We start from the raw sequence: 20,042 nt of genomic DNA on the forward strand, positions 1-20,042 counted from the left end.
AGACATAAGTCTTAGCAGCCTTTAAATAAGCTATATCAACAAAGGGTTTAACGAAACCCCCTAGACAAACAAAACACAAAATTCGAAGTTTTATTCGGCACCAAACAAAGCACTGATTTTGGATGCCAATTTGTAAGTTATTACGTAATTAAATTACATTAAATTTTACAATGAAATATGATTTAAAACAGGTGTATGAATATAGAGGCAAGCGAGAAAACCTTGTACTCATAAGGTCTAGCGTAAGGAATTTAAACGGAGGTTAAACACAATGCGCAGCCGATTGTGTAAAATTAACATTGTGAAATTTCACAATTTTATGAAAGCTTCACGAAAATAAAGCTGTGAAATTTTACAAGTCAAAGTTCACCGACAGAATAAAATACTAGAAAGCGCACCGTTTCCAGTGCGCTTTTAGAGAAATAGTGAGGAAGTAAAGGCTAATACTAATAGCTAAAGCAGTTCGGAAACCACATCTGCAAGTTGGTTAAAAGTGTTTGTTCTTGATGAACTAGGGCGCCAAACCAAACCAATTTCGCGATACGCTTGCTGGCCAGGAGGGTCGATCACCACCAAATTTTGGTTGTGTAACAAGCCGTGTTCGATTGCCATTTGAGGAATAAAAGTGGTACCTAAGCCGTTCGCGACCATCTGCACCAAGGTATGTAAGCTGGTTGCCGTAAAGGGGTTAATTTTCTCTTTATCGGTCAGCTTACAAGCTGAAACTGCATGTTCAGTTAAACAATGCTCTTTCTCTAAAAGGAACACCGACTCATCCGGCAGATCGTCATAACGGATCGGTACAGGAATCGAATCGACTTGGTTTGCACTGATCACCATACGGAACGGATCTTTGCCGACGACGCGACTCTCCATACCATCGATTTCAACTGGCAACGCTAAGATCAGTACATCTAACTCACCATGACGCAGCGCTTGCAACAAATTGGTGGTGGTGTCTTCTCTTAATAGAAGGTTTAGTTGAGGGAATCGATAATTCACCTCTTGGACGAGGTCACACAATAAGAACGGTGCAATCGTCGGAATACACCCAACCTTCAACTGGCCTTTCATATCATCGCCCTGACATAATCGGCCAAGTTCTACTAAATCTTGTCCTTTGGCCAATAGCTCTCGACCTTGCTTTACGACCATTTCTCCCGTCTGGGTAAAAACCAACGGGCTTTTCTTGTCTTTCTTTTCGTAAAGCGGACAACCGATCAACTCTTCAAGATTCTGAATCCCTTTACTTAACGTTGATTGACTGACAAAGCAGCGCTCTGCTGCCTCGCTAAAATGTCGAGTTTCATGCAGTGTCACTAAATAATGTAACTGCTTCAGACTGGGCCATTTATTCATAATTGTATTTGTATCTACCGCTGTTCCAGTGATCGAGTTAATAGTTTTGTTGTTATCGCTTTTTTCGATTAACTCAATCTATTTATTTCGCTTTTTTCAATACTACAATCTGTACTATAGTTTGTCTCGAACAAACACGGACCAAACCGACATTACTGTATTCGGTTTGGAACTAACCATACTTTTTAGGAGCAAAAAAATGGTACTAGTAGGTCGTCAAGCCCCTGATTTTACTGCAGCAGCTGTTCTAGGTAACGGTGAAATCGTTGAAAACTTCAACTTTGCAGAGTTCACTAAAGGTAAGAAAGCAGTAGTTTTCTTCTACCCACTAGATTTCACTTTCGTTTGCCCATCTGAGCTAATTGCATTCGACAACCGTCTAGCTGATTTCCAAGCTAAAGGTGTTGAAGTTATCGGTGTTTCTATCGACTCTCAGTTCTCTCACAACGCATGGCGTAACACTGCTATCGAAGATGGCGGTATCGGTCAAGTTAAGTACCCACTAGTTGCTGACGTTAAGCACGAAATCTGTAAAGCTTACGACGTTGAGCACCCAGAAGCAGGCGTTGCTTTCCGTGGTTCTTTCCTAATCGACGAAGAAGGCGTTGTACGTCACCAAGTAGTTAACGACCTACCTCTAGGCCGTAACATCGACGAAATGCTACGTATGGTTGATGCTCTAAACTTCCACCAGAAGCACGGCGAAGTATGTCCTGCACAATGGGAAGAAGGCAAAGCAGGTATGGACGCATCTCCAAAAGGTGTTGCAGCGTTCCTATCTGAGCACGCAGCTGACCTAGGCAAAAAATAATAGACCTTCACCCAAGCTCAACGGGTGTGATGGTTGGATGTATATATAAAGCAAAAAGCTATAGCGGGAAAACCGCAAACGCCAATCAGTCTAAGTAAAGTCCTATCGAAGCCCAGTGTATATGCTCTGGGCTTTCTTTTATCTTCAATAAATGTGCTCAAATGAGGTAACACCTAGGCGAAAACTTTACCTCTATTTCCCATCGACATCATACAGATTCTGCCTGTTGGTCCTGCTAATATCTTAGCCATAACACTTACTTTAACGTTAGTAGGATGAATCAAAGTGGTTACTCATCTAGAAGTCTGTATTGATAATATTGAATCTCTTCATTACGCCATTGCTGGTGGCGCAACTCGTATTGAGCTTTGCTCATCTCTCGCATTGGGTGGCTTAACGCCAAGCTACGGTTTTATGCAGCAAGCGGCCAAACAATCTTCTGTTCCAGTGTATGCCATGATTCGTCCACGCCAAGGCGACTTTTTCTATAACGAAGAGGAGCTAGACATGATGCGTTGGGACATCGAAGCCGCCCATCAATCTGGTTTAGATGGAGTGGTGCTAGGCGTACTGACCCAAGAAGGTGATATCCACATGCCGTTTGCCACCGCATTGTGCGAGTTTGCACAAGCACTGGGTCTTGGCATCACGTTTCATCGTGCGTTTGATCAATGTCGCAATGCAGAACAAGCGTTGGAAGATATCATCCATTTAGGTTGCGAACGTATTCTGACTTCAGGCCTCGCTCCATCTGCACCAGCAGGCGAGAGCGTACTTAAATCTCTTGTGGAACAAGCCCAAGGGCGCATTGCGATCATGGCCGGGGCGGGAGTGAATGCAGACAACGTCCGTCATTTAGTCAAAAACACGAACGTGCAAGAAGTCCATCTTTCAGGCAAGACCACACGCCCTAGCCAAATGACCTTTATTGCTGAACAAAGCAAAATGGGCGCTTCAGATGTCGATGATTTTGCGATTCCTATTACCAGTACTCAAGCCATCGCCAACGTCGCAGCAGCTCTCAAATAACACATTCGAAATCCCCACTTCCTACGTTGAGTGCTAACATATTGAGCATCAAGGAGTGAGGAACGAATAATGTCTAAGCTAAAGAAAAAGGAATACGAACAAGAGCTTAAAAAGCTGCAGGTCGAATTGGTAAAGCTGCAAGAATGGGTTAAACACAAAGGACTAAAAGTCGTCGTTCTGTTTGAAGGCCGTGATGCCGCAGGCAAAGGCGGCGTAATTAAGAGAATTACGGAAAAGTTAAATCACCGAGTTTGCCGCGTAGTGGCATTGCCCGCACCGACTGAAAAAGAAAAGACACAATGGTACTTTCAACGTTATGTCGCGCACCTGCCATCCGCCGGTGAAATCGTCTTGTTTGACCGCAGTTGGTATAACCGAGCTGGCGTCGAAAAAGTCATGGGCTTTTGTACGCCAGATGAATATGAAGAATTTCTACGCTCTTGCCCTGAATTCGAGAGAATGCTGCAACGCTCAGGCATTATTTTGCTCAAGTACTGGTTTTCGGTCTCCGACGAGGAGCAGGAAAAACGCTTCTTAGGGCGCATCAACACGCCGATAAAGCGCTGGAAGTTCAGCCCGATGGATCTAGAATCTCGACACCGCTGGGCTGAGTATTCTGAAGCAAAAGACAAGATGTTCGCTTACACCGACACCAAAAACTGTCCTTGGTGGGTTGTACCTTCAGATTCAAAACAAAAAGCGCGCTTAAATTGCATTAGTCATCTACTCAGTCAAATTGAATATAAAGCGCTAGAGTACCCACCAATTGAGTTACCAGAGATCAATAAAGAGGGCTACGTCAGAGCACCAATAGACGATCAAACGTTTGTACCAGATAAGTACTGATCTCGGCTTCTAAGATCCAAAAGACCAGCGTTCGCTGGTCTTTTTCATTTATATGAAGCGTTACTTCAACACATCATCAATGCTTTGATCACCAAGGTGACGAACGTCCTTACCTTTCACAAAGTAAATAATGTATTCACAAATGTTTTGGCAACGATCCCCTACTCGTTCAATAGCGCGAGCAGACCACATCACCTGAAGAATATGCGGAATATTTTTTGGGTCTTCCATCATGTAAGTCATGAGCTGACGGATCACCGCTTCGTATTCGGCATCCAGCTTATCATCGAGTTTGTGAACCTCTGCTGCGGCTTCAACATCCATACGAGCGAATGCATCCAAAACCTGATGCAACATTTGAATCGCCTGACGGCAGAGAGGTTCTAATGAAACTTGGAATTGGCGTTCTTTCGATGACGGGCTTTCGATAGCGACATAAGCAATGCGTGTCGCGACATCCCCAATGCGTTCAAGATCAGTAATGGTCTTGATGATCGCCATAATCAGGCGCAAATCTTTCGCAGTCGGCTGACGTTTGGCGATGATTCGAGTACACGCGTCATCAATCGATACTTCCATTGCATTCACTTTATGATCGTCACGCACAACCTTTCGCGCGAGCTCAATGTCTTCTTTATGCAAGGCTTGAATAGCATACGAAAGCTGCTGTTCAACCAAGCCACCCATGGTTAACACATGAGTACGAATCGATTCTAGCTCTACGTTAAATTGTCCTGAAATATGACGTCCAAAGTGCATGATTTTCCTTATTCCGTGTTTGGTCGAGCCTTAGCCGTATCGACCAGTAATGTAGTCTTCTGTCTGTTTCTTCATTGGCGATGTGAAGATTGAGTCTGCGTCGGAGTATTCAATCAACTTACCCATGTGAATGAATGCGGTGTGGTCACTCACTCGCGCGGCTTGCTGCATGTTGTGGGTAACGATCACGACAGTATATTGAGTCTTAAGCTCGTTGATAAGTTCTTCAATAGTTAAAGTTGATATTGGATCCAGTGCCGATGTTGGCTCATCCAATAACAGCACTTCTGGTTCAATTGCTACAGCACGCGCAATAACCAAACGTTGCTGCTGACCACCCGAAAGTCCAAATGCGTTTTCGTGCAATCTATCTTTCACTTCATCCCACAACGCAGCAGAGCGAAGTGAACGTTCAACCGCATCATCTAATGTGCGGCTGTTCTTCACACCTTGTAAGCGTAAGCCATAAACCACATTCTCATAAATCGACTTAGGAAATGGGTTAGGACGCTGAAAAACCATTCCAACGCGACGCCTAAGCGTTGCTACATCGACATTCGGGTGATAGACGTTCTTACCGTGCAAACGAACTTTTCCGGTGACTTTACATCCTTCCACCAAGTCGTTCATACGATTGATACAGCGCAATAATGTCGATTTACCACAACCAGACGGGCCGATAAATGCTGTCACTCGCCCTTTTGGGATACGCATCGAAATATCGTGTAATGCCTGCGCTTGACCGTAGAAAAGATTAAGGTTCTCTATCGAGATCGCCGTTTGTTCATCCGTTAAGTTATGGACGTCCAGTGGTGGCTCATAACCTAATGTATTATCGAAATTAAACATACTTAATCTTGTCCTAACGTTCTGTATTTTTCTCGTAAATTATTGCGAATGCTGATTGCTGTTAAGTTTAGTCCGACAATCACGGTAACGAGTAAGAAGGAAGTGGCATACACCAGCGGGCGCGCCGCTTCAATGTTGGAGGTTTGAAATCCAACGTCGTAAATATGAAAACCTAAGTGCATGAACTTTCTGTCCAAATGCACGTAAGGGAACTGACCATCAACAGGCAAACTGGACGCCAGTTTCACAACCCCCACTAGCATTAGTGGCGCGACTTCCCCTGCGGCACGCGCAATCGCCAGAATCAAACCAGTGATAATCGCAGGCGTTGCCATTGGTAATACCACGCGCCACAACGTTTCAAATTGCGTCGCGCCAAGCGCCAAAGAGCCGTGGCGTACTGAGCTCGGAATACGTGTTAAGCCTTCCTCTGTCGTAACAATAACCACGGGCAGTGTTAATACTGCTAACGTCAAAGCCGACCACAACAAACCCGGCGTACCGAAAGTTGGCGCTGGTAATCGCTCGGCATAAAACACGTTATCGATGGATGCGCCGATGGTATAGACAAAGAACCCCAACCCGAACACGCCATACACGATCGAAGGAACCCCCGCCAAGTTGATGACCGCAATTCGAATAATTCGCGTAAGTGCGTTGTTCTTCGCGTATTCATGCAAATAAATCGCAGCAACCACCCCAAGCGGCATCACGATAATCGACATGATAAGCACCAAGAAAACGGTTCCGAATATTGCAGGAAAAACGCCGCCCTCAGAGTTCGATTCTCTTGGATCTTCGGATAAGAATTTCCAGACCTGTTTACCCCAATGCATCACTTTGTCAGGTAACGACATTTGGTTTGGGTACCAGTAGTCCAAAATGTCTTCAAGGGGAATCGAAACATGAGAACCCGTCATGTCCTCAACAATTAGTGCGTAGCCAGAAAGCTGTAAACGCAAGCCATCCAGTTGTAAGTCCAACTTCGCCAGCTCTTGTTCCACTTGCTCTTTTTGTTGCAAGTTCTGCGCTAAAAAATCGTCCGTTACGGTGTTGTTGAGCTCATGTTTGCGCTTGTCTAAACGCAATTGCTCAAGCTTCCAACCCAGGTCTTTCAGTTGGTCGACGACCAAAGAATCAATCTCGTGGCGCAGCGTTTCTGCGTCATCAAGTTTTTTGTTCAACACCGTTTGGATATCAGTTTGATAGAGCTTGTCGCCATCTTGAAACGCCACCAGCTTACCAAAAAAGTATCCGCCGCTGCTGCGCTCAATCACCGCCCACTCTTTGGGTGTGGTTGGCTCATCCAGCTGCATCTGCAATACGGAAATAAAATCGGCCGGATATAACTCGCGATTCGCAATTTTGATGTTCAATCGAGTCGCGAAATCCTCATCTTCGTCTAACTTCTTGACGGCATCCACTGGAAGATAGCTTCTCGGAACAAAGCTGCGCTCGTAAATCTGGCCAATCAAAATGGTGTTTTCATGCAGCACTTCACCTTGCACCGGCGTCAACGACGTTACGTTCCATTGATACAATGGCGCAGGCCAGAAATAGGTTAACCCTTTCCAACCAATGAGGAGCAATAACCCTAACACCGATAACAAACTGATGCTGACCGCACCGCCTGTTAGCCATATCCACGGTGCGCCAGAACGAATCCAATTTAACATTCAGTCACTCGCTCTTTTTCCTGATCTAAACTACAACGCACGGTATTTATCTCTCAATCTTTGACGCACCAACTCTGCCAGCGCGTTCACAGCAAAGGTGAAGACAAACAAAATCAACGCAGCGAGGAACAACAAACGATAATGCGAACTGCCAACTTCAGACTCTGGCAACTCCACCGCAATGGTTGCCGATAAGCTGCGAAGTCCTTCTAAAATGTTCCAGTCCATCAAAGGCGTGTTACCAGTCGCCATCAAGACAATCATCGTCTCACCAACTGCGCGTCCAAGTCCCATCATAATGGCGGAGAAAATACCTGGGCTGGCCGTAAGGAGCACGACGTAAATCAAGGTTTGCCAAGGAGTGGCCCCAAGCGCTAACGAACCATCAGACAAGTGCTTTGGTACAGAGAAAATGGCATCTTCCGCAATGGTAAAAATGGTAGGAATCACGGCAAAGCCCATCGCAAGGCCAACCACTAAAGAATTACGCTGATCAAAACCAATCCCGTGATTGGTCAAAAACAAACGCATGTCGCCACCAAAGAAGGTTTGTTCAATACTTGGAGAAATCCAAACTCCGATACCAATCAACAGTAAAATCACCGGCATAAGAACCAGTGCATGCCATCCATTAGGTAGACGATTACGCAGAGATTGAGGTATCAGAGCCCACAAGCCCCCCATGACCATGGTGCTCAATGGCAACACAAACAACATCACCACGACCGTAATCAGATGGTCTTCGACTATCGGAGCAAACCATAACCCGGCAAGGAAACCGATAATGACGGTCGGCAGTGCTTCCATCAATTCAATGGACGGTTTAACCACTCGACGCATGCGTGGCGACATAAAATACGCCGTATAAATAGCGCCTAGCACCGCCAAAGGCACTGAAAACAGCATCGCAAACATAGCCGCTTTTATCGTGCCGAACGCAATCGGCACCAAGCTAAATTTGGCTTCAAAGTTATCGCTGGCCGATGTAGATTGCCATACAAATTCAGGCTCTGGATAGCCTTCGTACCACACTTTCTGCCACAGTGAAGAAAGCGAGACTTCAGGGTAAGAGTTATCGACCTCCGCCACCTTTAACGAGCCATCATTCCAAGTAATCAGATAGCGTTCATTGTTCGACATTGCCGCCATCGCAGGCGCTTGTTTATAAGCTCGCTTAAACAACACCAGTTTTTCACTGGTCGTGTAATGACTCTGAAGCGTACCATTGGTGTAGAAACTGTAGAATCCTTTGCGGTGTGAATCTGGCAATAAGTATTTAAGTTCAGACGCTAATTTGAAGTCACGAATATGAGTTAAGGTTCGCTTATCATTTTGCAAAGTATCAAACCATTGCGAAACGCGACCATCATTGTGCGTCACCAACAGGGAATATGCGCCCGCAAGCAAATCAATCGTTCTTACAGAATGCTTTTTATCCCCTTGAGTAAGATCGATAACTTCGCGCACCGTAAACTTTTGAGCAGCTTTGGTCAGAACAATTAACTCCGAACCATCACGCAAATAAAGCGTTTCACCATCCGGTGTTAAGAGCATCTGTTGGGGAGCGTCAAAGCCCGCAGAAAAGGAAAAATCTATCGTGGTTGGAGCGACGCCTAGCGCAGACTTTTCTTGCCAACGCGCTTTGACTTTCCCGCTGCGAGTCTGCCAAACAATAGTTGGAGTTTGTGTTGACGCATTGAAGACAAATTGAGTCACAGGATCTTGCGCGTCGGTGAGCGTCAAATTCATATCCGTCGACAGCGCCACCACTTCTGGCGGGCGAGTATTTTCTCTCAACGTCGCGTTGAATTCTGGCTTGAAGATATGTGCTAGACCTTGATCATCGACTAATCCATACCAACCAAGGCCAGGAGCCGATTGAGAAAAAGATACCGGATTAGTCGCTAACTGTTGAGTATAAATGGCGGGCTTGTCAGGTGCGTCCATCGATAAATATCGAATCTCACCACTTTGCGTTAAAACGAAAGCAAGTTGTGAATAGTCATCGACAGAAATGGCCAGAGGCATGCCTACTTGCGTGGTTCGAGTCGCGTGATTAGGCTTGATCTCTGCATCAGAAAACAGAGGAATGATCACCATCGCAAGGTAGACGAAGATCAGAATAAGGGCAGCGAGCACACCCACTCCACCAGATGTCACTGCAAGTCGAACTAAACGATCTTTAATCAGCCGTTTCTTATCTTTTTCCTGCAATGAAAACTCGGCTTGGGCCATTTATCTCTCTACCTTTTTTGACTTAGTACTAGAATATGTCGTTAAGATGACAATTATATTACAGATCACATTAAACACCTGAAAAGAATACAACTCTTATGCAATGCGTGGTATGAAATATATCTGTAACAAAAATCTCATAATGTTTTCACTCGTCTGTTTATCCCCATGATCAGTACGATTACTTCACTTTAGGCTAGGTAAGGTTATGAGCGCAGAAAAACTATATATAGAAAAAGAGCTTAGTTGGTTATCTTTCAATGAACGAGTGTTACAAGAAGCGGCCGACAAAACCGTTCCGTTGATCGAGCGTATTCGTTTTCTGGGGATCTTTTCCAACAACCTCGACGAATTCTACAAAGTGCGCTTCGCTGATGTGAAACGTCGTATTTTGATCAACCAAGAGCGAGGAGGGAGTGACAACTCCAAGCGTCTGTTAAGTAAGATGCAAGCTAAAGCCCTTAAGCTTAACGAACAATTCGACGAACTTTACAGTGAATTAATTAGAGAAATGGCACGGCGTCGCATTTTCTTGGTCAATGAGCATCAACTCGATGAAGCGCAGGAAAAGTGGATCACCAAATACTTCCGCAAAGAAGTCATGCCACATATCACGCCTTTGTTGATGAAAGATGAAATCGACGTGCTGCAATTCCTCAAAGACGAATACGCTTACATCGCCGTCGAACTGCGCAAAGAAGACCACTCTCAATACGCTCTCATCGAAATTCCAACCGACCACCTGCCACGCTTCGTGATGGTGCCAGAGCAAAAAGGCAAACGCCGTAAGACCATCATCCTGCTTGATAACATCATCCGATACTGTTTAGACGAGCTTTTTAAAGGCTTTTTCGATTATGATGAGCTCGCAGGCTACGCGATGAAAATGACGCGTGATGCAGAGTACGACTTGCGTAATGAAATCGAATACAGCTTGCTAGAGCAAATGTCAGCAGGTGTAAACCAACGTTTAACCGCCATGCCAGTACGCTTTGTGTATGAGCGTGAAATGCCGCAAGAGATGCTCGACTTCTTGTGCAGCAAACTAAGAATTTCCAATTACGACAACCTAATTCCAGGTGGACGCTACCACAACTTCAAAGATTTCATCGCTTTTCCAAACGTCGGGCGAGAATACCTCGAAAACAAACCAATGCCACCAATGAAGTGTGCAGACTTTGAAGGTTACGCCAACAGTTTCGAAGCCATCAAAGCCAAAGACATTCTGCTCTACTACCCTTATCACACCTTTGACCATATTGGTGAATTGGTTCGCCAGGCCTCCTTTGACCCGAAAGTGCTCAGCATCAAAATTAATATCTACCGCGTAGCCAAAGACTCTCGCTTGATGAACTCTTTGATTGATGCAGTGCATAACGGCAAAAACGTTACTGTAGTCGTTGAGCTGCAGGCACGATTTGATGAAGAAGCAAATATTGAATGGTCAAAAGTTCTGACTGAAGCTGGCGTACACGTCATCTTTGGTGCGCCCGGTTTAAAGATTCACTCAAAGTTATTGATGATCAGTCGCCGTGAAGGTGACGATATTATTCGCTACGCGCACATTGGCACGGGCAATTTCCACGAAAAAACCGCTCGAATCTATACCGACTTTTCGCTGCTCACCGCAGACCAAGAAATCACCAATGAAGTGCGCAACGTGTTTGGCTACATTGAGAACCCTTATCGCCCAGTGAAGTTCAATCACTTGATGGTTTCTCCGCGTAATTCGCGCACCCAAATTTACCGCCTGATTGACAATGAAATCGCCAATGCAAAGGCGGGCAAAAAGGCCGGATTAACCATCAAGGTCAACAACCTCGTCGATAAAGGCATCGTCACCCGTCTTTACGCAGCAAGCAACGCGGGGGTAAAGATCAACATGATCATCCGCGGCATGTGCGCGTTGGTTCCTGGAATTGAAGGCGTCAGCGAAAACATTCGAATCATCAGTATCGTTGATCGCTTTTTGGAACACCCACGCGTAGTGATCACGCACAATGATGGGGATCCTCAAGTCTACATTTCATCTGCCGATTGGATGACACGAAACATCGATCATCGTATCGAAGTTGCCGCTCCTGTTCGTGATCCACGTTTGAAACAGAGAATTATTGATATAACTAACATCCACTTTACCGATACAGTAAAGGCACGTTTGATAGACAAAGAGATGAGCAATAGCTATGTACCGCGCGGAAACCGTAAAAAAGTTCGCTCACAAGTTGCCATCTACGACTATCTTAAAAATATAGAAAAGCAAACAAGAAGACAAAAGTCAGATGTCTCAGATACTTGAACAAGATGAACGCTATATTGCCGCGATCGATCTCGGCTCTAATAGCTTCCACATGGTGGTGGCGAAGGTGGTCGGCAGCGACCTACAGCTCATCAGTCGCCATAAACAGAGGGTTCGTTTAGCCTCTGGCCTAGACAGTGAATTGAATTTAAGTCACGCCTCAATGGAGCGAGCGTTGGAGTGTCTTGCGATGTTCGCAGAGAGGCTGCAAGGCTTTGAGGAATCCAATGTGCGCATCGCTGCTACACACACGCTAAGAAGAGCGAAAAACGCGCATTTGTTTATCCAACGTGCAAAAGCAGCCTTGCCGTTCCCGATAGAGATTATTCCGGGAGAGGAAGAAGCGCGCCTAATTTACTTGGGTGTCGCACACACTCAAGTGGAATCTAATTCTAAACTGGTGGTCGATATTGGCGGTGGCAGCACCGAGATGATCATCGGACAAGAGTTCGAACCAGAACTGCTTAATAGCAAACAGATGGGCTGCGTCAGCTTTACACAGCAGTACTTCAAAAATGGCAAGTTATCGAGCAAAAACTTCAGCAAAGCCATGCTCGCTGCCGAACAAAAGCTAGAGTCCATCGCGACCAAATACCGTAAGAAAGGTTGGGATATTGCACTCGGCTCATCAGGCACCATCAAAGCGATTCAAGAGGTATTGATTGGGCTGGGCTTTGAAGACGGTTTAATTACAGCAAAGCGTCTGAGTAAGCTCATTGATACTTTAAACGAGTTCGCGTCAATTGATGATATTCAGTTGGCTGGCCTGACCGATGAACGTAAACCGGTATTTGCCGCTGGTGTAGCGATTTTAGCTGCGATTTTTCAGGCACTAAAAATCGACCAGATGTTTTTCTCTGATGGAGCATTGAGAGAAGGCTTGTTATATGAAATGGAAGAGCGGTTTGCTCGCTCTGACATTCGCATGCGTACCACGGAAAACCTAGCACAAAAACATCGTGTGGATCTCGAGCACGCTGCACGCGTAAAAGGTCACGCACGCGAGATGCTTGAACAAGTACATTCTGAGCTTGGGATTAAAAAGAAAAGCGAACTGTTTGATTTATTAGAATGGGCCGCTCTGCTGCATGAAGTTGGGCTAAGCATCAACCTACGCAGCTTTCATCGCCACTCGTTTTATATTCTTCTGCATTCAACCCTGCAAGGTTTTAACCGTGAGCAACAACTCGTCTTGGCGACGCTTGCACGCTTTCAACGCAAAGCGCTAAGGCTCAATGAGTTGCCAGAGTTCAACCTCTACAAACAAAGTGATGTGTTAAGCCTGATTAAGATTCTTCGTCTGTCCATAGTCCTTAATGGGCAACGCAACGACGACCCACTACCTGACATCACTTTATCGATCAAAGGCGATGAATGGATGATCACTTGTACCGATGAAGCATGGTTAGATAATAATAAGTTGCTGCATGCCGATTTGCTGGAAGAACAAGATAGATGGGCAAGTGCGAAGTGGACACTCACTTTTTAGTTTTCGGTACAATGAAAAAAAGTCGGCTTAAAGGCCGACTTTTTTTAACTCTTCCGCTGCGAAATCTGCAGTGATCGGTACATAGCCATCTTTTTCGACTAATGCTTGTCCCTGAGCAGAGAACATAAAACGAATAAACTCGGCTTCTATTGGAGACAACGGGTAATCAGGATGCTTGTTTACGTATACATAAAGGTAGCGTGATAGTGGGTACTTACCTGAGACAATATTTGTACGAGTCGGGCTAACATAGTTAACCCCGCGTTTAGCGATGGGAACCAACCTTACACCAGCCACTCGATAACCAACGCCAGAATAACCAACTCCGCTGATGGTCGATGCCACAGATTGCACCACAGAAGCCGAGCCCGGTTGTTCATTCACTCGGGTTTTGAAGTCACCGCCACACAGCGCATTGCTTTTGAAGTAACCATACGTCCCGGACACAGAGTTACGCCCAAACAACTGCAAGTTGCGCTTCGCCCATTCGGCTTTTAAACCTAGTTGCTGCCAGTTAGTGATGAACTGACTTTCCCCACAACGCAACGTAGCGGAAAACATCGCGTCCAATTGATTAAAGTTCAAACCTTGAATGGGATTGTCTTGATGCACAAAAATACCGATAGCATCAATAGCAACGCGCAATGCTGTAGGTTTGTAACCATGCTGTCGCTCAAACGCTTCGATTTCTTTCAAACGCATCGGGCGGCTCATTGGGCCAAACTGCGCCGTTTGCTCTGTTAAAGCAGGTGGCGCCGTTGACGAGCCTGAAGCTTGAACTTGCGCGTTGATGTTCGGGTAAATGGATTTAAACTCTTCCACCCAAAGTGTGGTCATCCCCGCCAAAGTGTCTGAGCCTACCGAGAGCAAGTTACCAACAATGCCAGTGGTTTTATGGTAGTTCGGTAATGGCTTATCTTGAGCAACCGCCATACTCGAACAAATAAGCGCGATACAAGCGATGGCTTTACTGACTCGACGTCCCATTATTTCACCACTAAACGACTTGGAAGTACGAACGAGAACTTGCTTCCTACACCGACTTCACTTTGAATTTCCAGGTGTGAGTCATGATGGCTCAGCGCATGCTTCACAATTGCCAACCCTAAACCACTGCCCCCCGTATCGCGTGAACGTGCTTTATCAACTCGGTAGAAACGCTCAGTCAGTCTATGCAAGTGTTGTGGCTCAATACCATCACCACTGTCTTCAACTTCAAGGCACGCACCTTGTGCGGTTTGATACCAACGAACATGAATATTGGCTCCCGGAGGAGTGTACTTCACTGCGTTGTAAACAAGGTTGGAGATCGCGCTGCGCAATTGGTCATCATCTCCAAGCACACGAAGGCTGGTATCGACATCAAACTTGAGTTTATGTTGGTCATCACCACTTAAGCTGATCGCTTCTTTCTCTAAGACTTCAAGCATTGCTGGCACGTTTACGACATCTTCCAACTCATGCATCGGCGCGGCTTCAATCTTAGATAAGGTAAGAAGTTGATTCACTAAGCTGTTCATGCGGTTAAGCTGCTCCGTCATCACCCCATGCGCTTTAGTCCACATCGGGCCGACGATCATATCTGGGTCTTCCGTCATCTCCAGATAACCTTGTAGTACGGTCATCGGAGTGCGTAGCTCATGAGAAACGTTGGCGAAGAAGTTACGACGCATTCCTTCGAGTTGCTTAAGTTGGCTCACGTCACGCACCACCATCAGGTGTTCACCTTCCGTGTAAGGCACGATACGCAGTTCTAACATACGTTCGACATTCAACGGCGAGCGCATTTCTAGCGGTTCGGAGAAATCTTTTTTATTGAGGTACTTGATAAAATCTGGAGTTCGAATCAGGTTCGAGATAGGTTGACCGGAATCTTCTGGCCAATGGAAGCCTAACAGGTGTTGAGCTAATCGGTTACACCAAACAATGTTGCCTTCCGCGCGAAATACTACGACAGCATCGGGCAATGATTCGGCACCGTTTCTAAAGCGACGGATCAAATTGGTGAGCTCTTTGCGTTTACGACGTTGACGCTGTTGCAAACGATAGAGACCGTTAAAGAGAGACTCCCAGTTACCACTGCCAGACGGCGGAGTCAGGCGTTTTTCATCCCATAACCAAGAAGACAAGCGCACTTGGTTATGCAAATGCCACACAAGCTGCAAAGCCGTGGCAGCCAAAAGCAACCACGGCATATAACCGAATATCCACCCCACTATCACCCAAGGGGTGTAAAAAAAAGCCAGCTCCCAGGCCAGCTTTTTCCACGTTAATCTTTCAACCACTCATTACTCCAGAAATGGCATTGATAAGCTGCGTAAAAATCTAAGCCTTTGTTGAGAAGCGGTAACCAGCGCCACGAACGGTTTGAATCAGTTTGTCGTGACCGGCAGCTTCCAGTGCTTTACGAAGACGACGGATATGAACGTCAACAGTACGGTCTTCAACATAAACATTGGTGCCCCACACGTTGTTTAGCAGCTGCTCACGGCTGTAAACACGCTCTTGATGGGTCATAAAGAAGTGCAGCATCTTGAACTCGGTCGGCCCCATATCAACCGCTTCATCATTCGCAGTAACACGGTGAGAAACAGGATCGAGTTTGAGACCTTGAACATCAATCACATCTTCTAATGCGGTCGGCGTAACACGGCGAATAACCGCTTTAAGGCGAGCAACTAACTCTTTAGGTGAAAACGGTTTGGTAATGTAGTCATCTGCACCAACCTCTAAACCGCGAACTTTATCTTCTTCTTCACCGCGAGCAGTCAGCATCACAACAGGAATGTTGCGTGTAAGCTCTTCACGTTTCATGTGTTTGATAAAGTTAATGCCACTACCGCCAGGTAACATCCAATCCAGTAATACTAAATCAGGGAAGGGTTCAGCCAGTTTGGTTACAGCAGTATCGTAATCTTCCGCCTCTACCGCCTGGTAACCTTTTTGTTCAAGCACGAAGCAAAGCATTTCACGAATTGGAGCTTCGTCTTCAACAACCAGAATCCTTCTAGACATAATTGAGTAACCTTATGTTTGTTGAGCTAATGAATTTAAGAGACAAAGCGCCCCTCGATGCATAAGCATTATCACTACCAATTATGACACTTTTGTGACCTTTGAAAACAAATTTTCATATAACTTTCTTTTGGGGTTCATCCTGATATTTTTCATTTCTATTAAGACATCAGCTCAAAAATTCCCTATGATTACTCCCTTGTCATCAAGCCTAGAGAAGATTTATGTGGTTTAAAAACTGTCTGGTATATCGCGTTAACCGCGAGGTTAACTTCAACGCCGATCAACTAGAAACTCAACTCGCTGAGTTTCGATTCACCCCTTGTGGTAGCCAAGATAAACAAAAGTTTGGTTGGGTTAGTGCTATGGGTCGACATGGCGACATGATGACGCACGTGTCAGAAAACCGCATTCTGATCTGTGCAAAAAAAGAAGAGAAAATGCTGCCTGCTTCTGTGATAAAAGAGTCTTTGAATGCAAAAGTAGACGCTATGGAAGCGCAAGAAGGTCGCCCTCTGAAGAAGAAAGAGAAAGATAACTTAAAAGATGACATCGTGATGGACTTACTGCCTCGTGCCTTTAGCCGCAGCAGCCACACTCACGTGTTGATTATGCCAAAAGAAGGCTTCATCCTTGTCGATGCAAGCAGCTACAAAAAAGCAGAAGACGTATTAGCGCTACTGCGTAAAACCATGGGTAGCTTACCTGTTGTTCCTGCGATTCCAGAAGTAGCAATTGAAACCACGCTAACTGAATGGGTTAAAACAGGTAACACACCGCAAGGCATCACCATGATGGACGAAGCTGAGTTAAAATCGGTACTTGAAGAAGGTGGCGTGATTCGCTGTAAGAAGCAAGAGCTGACCACAGATGAAATCCGCAATCACATCGCAGCTGACAAAGTCGTGACGAAACTTGCACTTAACTGGCAAGACCGAATCGAGTTCATCATGGCTGAAGATTCCGGCATCAAACGTCTAAAATTCTCAGATGAGTTGAAAGATCAAAACGACGATATCCCACGTGAAGATCAAGCGGCTCGCTTTGATGCTGACTTCTCACTAATGTGCGGTGAATTCAGCGCTTTCCTACCAAATCTATATGAAGCGCTAGGTGGCCTACCTAACCCTAACGCATAAGATAACCCTACTTTTTAATAAATACGCCCTCACTTTTTGTAGGGCGTTTGTTCATCTAAAGCACAATTCTCCTAGTCACAGTTCACATTTTGACGTAAAATTTGCGCCCCATTTCCATAAGGTGGAATTGGCCTGACTTGTGATCAGATAAAAGAGAATTGAGCAATGACAACTGAGAAAGCATTCGTACCTGAGCTACTGTCTCCAGCGGGCAGCCTGAAAAATATGCGTTACGCATTCGCCTACGGCGCAGATGCAGTTTACGCTGGCCAACCTCGCTACAGCCTTCGCGTACGTAACAACGAGTTTAACCACGAGAACCTAAAAATCGGTATCGATGAAGCACATGCCCTAGGCAAAAAGCTTTACGTGGTATGCAACATCCAACCACATAACTCAAAGCTAAAAACCTTCATTCGTGACCTTAAACCAGTCGTTGAGATGGGCCCTGACGCATTGATCATGTCAGATCCTGGTCTAATCATGATGGTTCGCGAAGCTTTCCCAGAAATGCCAATTCACCTTTCTGTACAAGCAAACGCTGTGAACTGGGCAACCGTTAAGTTCTGGGCAGCGAATGGCGTTGAACGTGTAATCGTTTCTCGCGAGCTCTCTCTAGAAGAAATCGAAGAAATTCGTGAGCATTGCCCTGAAACTGAACTAGAAGTATTCGTTCACGGTGCACTATGTATGGCTTACTCTGGTCGTTGCCTACTTTCTGGTTACATTAACAAGCGTGACCCTAACCAAGGTACATGTACTAACGCATGTCGTTGGGAATACAAAGTTGAAGAAGGCAAAGAAAACGACGCTGGCGACATCGTTGAGAAGTTTGACCCAACTGAAGCACAGCCTGTTGAAGTTCAAGACGAGCGCCCTGAAACCACTATCGGTCGTGGTAAACCAACGGATGAAGTGGTTCTGCTTTCTGAAGCGCATCGTCCAGAAGAAAAAATGGCTGCCTACGAAGATGAACACGGCACTTACATCATGAACTCAAAAGACCTACGCGCGGTTCAACACGTAGAGCGTCTAACTAAGATGGGTGTTCACTCACTAAAAATCGAAGGCCGCACTAAGTCGTTCTACTACTGCGCACGTACAGCGCAAGTTTACCGTAAAGCGATCGACGACGCAGTTGCAGGTAAACCATTCGATGAAAGCCTAATGGGTACACTAGAAAGCCTAGCTCACCGTGGTTACACAGAAGGTTTCCTACGTCGTCATACACACGATACTTACCAAAACTACGACTACGGTTACTCAGTCTCTGACGCACAACAATTTGTTGGTGAGTTCACAGGTAAACGTCGTGGCGACATGGCAGAAGTTGAAGTGAAAAACAAATTCGTTGTAGGTGACAGCCTGGAGTTAATGACACCAAAAGGTAACGTTGTTTTCACTCTAGAAGCGATGGAAAACCGCAAATCAGAGTCAATTGAAGACGCAAAAGGTAACGGCCACTTCGTATTCATTCCGGTTCCTGAAGACATGGACCTAGAATACGGTCTGTTGATGCGCAATCTAAACGCAGGCCAGGACACTCGTAACCCTACTGGTAAGTAATCATGGCGTTACTCATCACTGACAAATGCATTAACTGCGACATGTGTGATCCGGAATGCCCGAATGGCGCGATCAGCATGGGAGACAGCATCTTCGAAATCGACCCTAACTTATGTACTGAGTGCAAAGGTCATTACGAAAAGCCTACCTGTCAGTCAGTTTGTCCAATAACAAAATGTATTATTACTGATCCAAACCACATTGAGACAGAAGAGCAATTGCTTGAAAAGTTTGTGGTGATTCAGGGACTCGCCTAAATAAAATGAGGTTCAACTTTGCGAACAAAGTTGAACCTTTTTTTATCCTGATTTTTCGATTGGATAGATATTGCAAAACAACTCTTTCTCAAAGTGATACTCGAGCCTTTCACGCCAATTTTCAGCTTGAGATACAGGAATTAAATAGAAGTTTTCCCTGCTCGTATCTGTAACGAAAGCCATTCCATATTGCATTAGCTCGTAATGCACATCATTAACAAATCCCGGATCGAGACGCTGACGTCCCGTCAGGTGATTAACATCTTCACGAGTCAATAAAACTCCCTTGGGATCACTGCTAAATCTGTGTCTTAACCACTCTGCAAATTCTTTTGCACAAATCATAGTCATGGTTTTGTCCTTGATTCATTCTACGGCAGGTCACTCCACAACCCCGCCTCAATACCTTGTCTGCGTTGCCTATTTTACTTACCAACCGACAGACATATTGTTCAGAAATCAGAGTATCGTGACGAAAGATCTTTCAAAACAGAGTCGTTACCACTCAACAATACATACAACCCGTTGTTTATTTAAGATTTCTATAATATGTCACCCAAACGAGTTGGGTTAGTTTTTGTATTGGTATTATTCACTGTAGACAAAAGTATGATGTTTCTCCAGTTTCATAAAAGAGATACCTGAGCCGAAACAAGAACAAAGATAAGACGTTATTTACTGACGATAAGTGGCTGACATTGTGGTGGAATCGC

17 protein-coding genes are annotated in these 20,042 nt (G+C 45.3%); 8 read left to right on the top strand and 9 right to left on the bottom strand.

Annotated features, from left to right (window positions below; genetic code table 11):
• Positions 1-453: 453 nt before the first annotated feature.
• A complete protein-coding gene (locus OU793_RS07170) occupies positions 454-1,359 on the bottom strand; it encodes a hydrogen peroxide-inducible genes activator (RefSeq protein WP_005460156.1) in 906 nt (301 codons plus the stop codon).
• A gap of 199 nt (positions 1,360-1,558) precedes the next feature.
• On the opposite strand from OU793_RS07170, the gene OU793_RS07175 reads away from it, so the two are divergent.
• The 3 genes from OU793_RS07175 to ppk2 all read left to right on the top strand — a co-directional run bounded on the left by OU793_RS07175 (position 1,559) and on the right by ppk2 (position 4,045).
• Positions 1,559-2,170 (top strand): peroxiredoxin C, encoded by a 612-nt coding sequence (locus OU793_RS07175; protein ID WP_005381738.1) that lies wholly within the window; start codon positions 1,559-1,561, stop codon positions 2,168-2,170.
• 285 nt (positions 2,171-2,455) lie between these two features.
• Positions 2,456-3,199 carry a copper homeostasis protein CutC gene (locus OU793_RS07180; RefSeq protein WP_005488290.1) on the top strand — a complete coding sequence of 248 codons (744 nt, stop codon included), beginning with the start codon at positions 2,456-2,458 and terminating at the stop codon, positions 3,197-3,199.
• 69 nt (positions 3,200-3,268) lie between these two features.
• On the top strand, positions 3,269-4,045 hold the full coding sequence (gene ppk2, locus OU793_RS07185) for a polyphosphate kinase 2 (protein WP_005460167.1): 777 nt from the start codon (positions 3,269-3,271) through the stop codon (positions 4,043-4,045).
• A 60-nt stretch (positions 4,046-4,105) separates the two neighbouring features.
• Here the strand turns inward: ppk2 and phoU are convergent, their stop codons facing one another.
• From phoU to OU793_RS07205, 4 genes are read right to left on the bottom strand one after another with little or no spacing between them, the layout of a single operon-like run.
• Positions 4,106-4,804, bottom strand: coding sequence for a phosphate signaling complex protein PhoU (gene phoU, locus OU793_RS07190; protein ID WP_005440349.1), 699 nt, complete (start codon positions 4,802-4,804; stop codon positions 4,106-4,108).
• A 30-nt stretch (positions 4,805-4,834) separates the two neighbouring features.
• On the bottom strand, positions 4,835-5,653 hold the full coding sequence (gene pstB, locus OU793_RS07195) for a phosphate ABC transporter ATP-binding protein PstB (protein ID WP_005460191.1): 819 nt from the start codon (positions 5,651-5,653) through the stop codon (positions 4,835-4,837).
• A 2-nt stretch (positions 5,654-5,655) separates the two neighbouring features.
• Positions 5,656-7,329, bottom strand: coding sequence for a phosphate ABC transporter permease PstA (gene pstA / locus OU793_RS07200; RefSeq protein ID WP_021453466.1), 1,674 nt, complete (start codon positions 7,327-7,329; stop codon positions 5,656-5,658).
• Positions 7,330-7,359: 30 nt separating this feature from the next.
• Complete coding sequence (locus tag OU793_RS07205) at positions 7,360-9,564, bottom strand: ABC transporter permease subunit (RefSeq protein ID WP_159408114.1); 2,205 nt, start codon at positions 9,562-9,564, stop codon at positions 7,360-7,362.
• A 208-nt stretch (positions 9,565-9,772) separates the two neighbouring features.
• On the opposite strand from OU793_RS07205, the gene ppk1 reads away from it, so the two are divergent.
• Entirely contained in the window at positions 9,773-11,863 is a 2,091-nt protein-coding gene (gene ppk1, locus OU793_RS07210; protein WP_005460183.1) for a polyphosphate kinase 1, read from the top strand.
• Positions 11,847-13,352, top strand: a complete 1,506-nt coding sequence (gene ppx / locus OU793_RS07215; RefSeq protein ID WP_159404171.1) for an exopolyphosphatase — start codon at positions 11,847-11,849, stop codon at positions 13,350-13,352. Before ppk1 ends, ppx begins: the two co-directional genes overlap by 17 nt.
• Positions 13,353-13,379: 27 nt before the next feature.
• Here the strand turns inward: ppx and OU793_RS07220 are convergent, their stop codons facing one another.
• The 3 genes from OU793_RS07220 to phoB are packed head-to-tail and all read right to left on the bottom strand — an operon-like array spanning position 13,380 to position 16,367.
• Positions 13,380-14,339 carry a PstS family phosphate ABC transporter substrate-binding protein gene (locus OU793_RS07220; RefSeq protein ID WP_015296276.1) on the bottom strand — a complete coding sequence of 320 codons (960 nt, stop codon included), beginning with the start codon at positions 14,337-14,339 and terminating at the stop codon, positions 13,380-13,382.
• Positions 14,339-15,637, bottom strand: a complete 1,299-nt coding sequence (gene phoR / locus OU793_RS07225) for a phosphate regulon sensor histidine kinase PhoR (protein WP_005460158.1) — start codon at positions 15,635-15,637, stop codon at positions 14,339-14,341. The genes OU793_RS07220 and phoR overlap by 1 nt, the downstream gene beginning before the upstream one ends.
• 40 nt (positions 15,638-15,677) lie before the next feature.
• A complete protein-coding gene (gene phoB / locus OU793_RS07230) occupies positions 15,678-16,367 on the bottom strand; it encodes a phosphate regulon transcriptional regulator PhoB (protein WP_005460184.1) in 690 nt (229 codons plus the stop codon).
• 224 nt (positions 16,368-16,591) lie between these two features.
• Between phoB and rdgC the strand changes: the two genes are divergently transcribed.
• The 3 genes from rdgC to OU793_RS07245 all read left to right on the top strand — a co-directional run bounded on the left by rdgC (position 16,592) and on the right by OU793_RS07245 (position 19,329).
• Positions 16,592-17,506, top strand: coding sequence for a recombination-associated protein RdgC (gene rdgC / locus OU793_RS07235; protein WP_005460210.1), 915 nt, complete (start codon positions 16,592-16,594; stop codon positions 17,504-17,506).
• A 165-nt stretch (positions 17,507-17,671) separates the two neighbouring features.
• On the top strand, positions 17,672-19,072 hold the full coding sequence (yegQ, locus tag OU793_RS07240; protein ID WP_005496358.1) for a tRNA 5-hydroxyuridine modification protein YegQ: 1,401 nt from the start codon (positions 17,672-17,674) through the stop codon (positions 19,070-19,072).
• 2 nt (positions 19,073-19,074) lie between these two features.
• Positions 19,075-19,329 carry a YfhL family 4Fe-4S dicluster ferredoxin gene (locus tag OU793_RS07245; RefSeq protein ID WP_005460170.1) on the top strand — a complete coding sequence of 85 codons (255 nt, stop codon included), beginning with the start codon at positions 19,075-19,077 and terminating at the stop codon, positions 19,327-19,329.
• A gap of 42 nt (positions 19,330-19,371) precedes the next feature.
• Here OU793_RS07245 and OU793_RS07250 read toward each other — a convergent pair whose 3' ends face one another.
• On the bottom strand, positions 19,372-19,680 hold the full coding sequence (locus tag OU793_RS07250; protein WP_005496359.1) for a hypothetical protein: 309 nt from the start codon (positions 19,678-19,680) through the stop codon (positions 19,372-19,374).
• Between the last annotated feature and the right edge of the window lie 362 nt (positions 19,681-20,042).

Origin of the sequence: Vibrio sp. VP6, assembly GCF_028823755.1 — a bacterium.
In the GTDB taxonomy this organism is placed as follows: Bacteria; Pseudomonadota; Gammaproteobacteria; order Enterobacterales; family Vibrionaceae; genus Vibrio; species Vibrio parahaemolyticus.

Bases quoted from the DNA above. Each gene is read 5' to 3' on its own strand.
- OU793_RS07220 (WP_015296276.1), bottom strand. From the start codon at position 14,339: ATGGGACGTCGAGTCAGTAAAGCCATCGCTTGTATCGCGCTTATTTGT.
- pstB (WP_005460191.1), bottom strand. From the start codon at position 5,653: ATGTTTAATTTCGATAATACATTAGGTTATGAGCCACCACTGGACGTC.
- rdgC (WP_005460210.1), top strand. From the start codon at position 16,592: ATGTGGTTTAAAAACTGTCTGGTATATCGCGTTAACCGCGAGGTTAAC.
- OU793_RS07205 (WP_159408114.1), bottom strand. From the start codon at position 9,564: ATGGCCCAAGCCGAGTTTTCATTGCAGGAAAAAGATAAGAAACGGCTG.
- pstA (WP_021453466.1), bottom strand. From the start codon at position 7,329: ATGTTAAATTGGATTCGTTCTGGCGCACCGTGGATATGGCTAACAGGC.
- OU793_RS07245 (WP_005460170.1), top strand. From the start codon at position 19,075: ATGGCGTTACTCATCACTGACAAATGCATTAACTGCGACATGTGTGAT.
- OU793_RS07170 (WP_005460156.1), bottom strand. From the start codon at position 1,359: ATGAATAAATGGCCCAGTCTGAAGCAGTTACATTATTTAGTGACACTG.
- OU793_RS07175 (WP_005381738.1), top strand. From the start codon at position 1,559: ATGGTACTAGTAGGTCGTCAAGCCCCTGATTTTACTGCAGCAGCTGTT.
- ppx (WP_159404171.1), top strand. From the start codon at position 11,847: ATGTCTCAGATACTTGAACAAGATGAACGCTATATTGCCGCGATCGAT.
- yegQ (WP_005496358.1), top strand. From the start codon at position 17,672: ATGACAACTGAGAAAGCATTCGTACCTGAGCTACTGTCTCCAGCGGGC.
- OU793_RS07250 (WP_005496359.1), bottom strand. From the start codon at position 19,680: ATGACTATGATTTGTGCAAAAGAATTTGCAGAGTGGTTAAGACACAGA.
- phoB (WP_005460184.1), bottom strand. From the start codon at position 16,367: ATGTCTAGAAGGATTCTGGTTGTTGAAGACGAAGCTCCAATTCGTGAA.
- phoU (WP_005440349.1), bottom strand. From the start codon at position 4,804: ATGCACTTTGGACGTCATATTTCAGGACAATTTAACGTAGAGCTAGAA.
- ppk2 (WP_005460167.1), top strand. From the start codon at position 3,269: ATGTCTAAGCTAAAGAAAAAGGAATACGAACAAGAGCTTAAAAAGCTG.
- ppk1 (WP_005460183.1), top strand. From the start codon at position 9,773: ATGAGCGCAGAAAAACTATATATAGAAAAAGAGCTTAGTTGGTTATCT.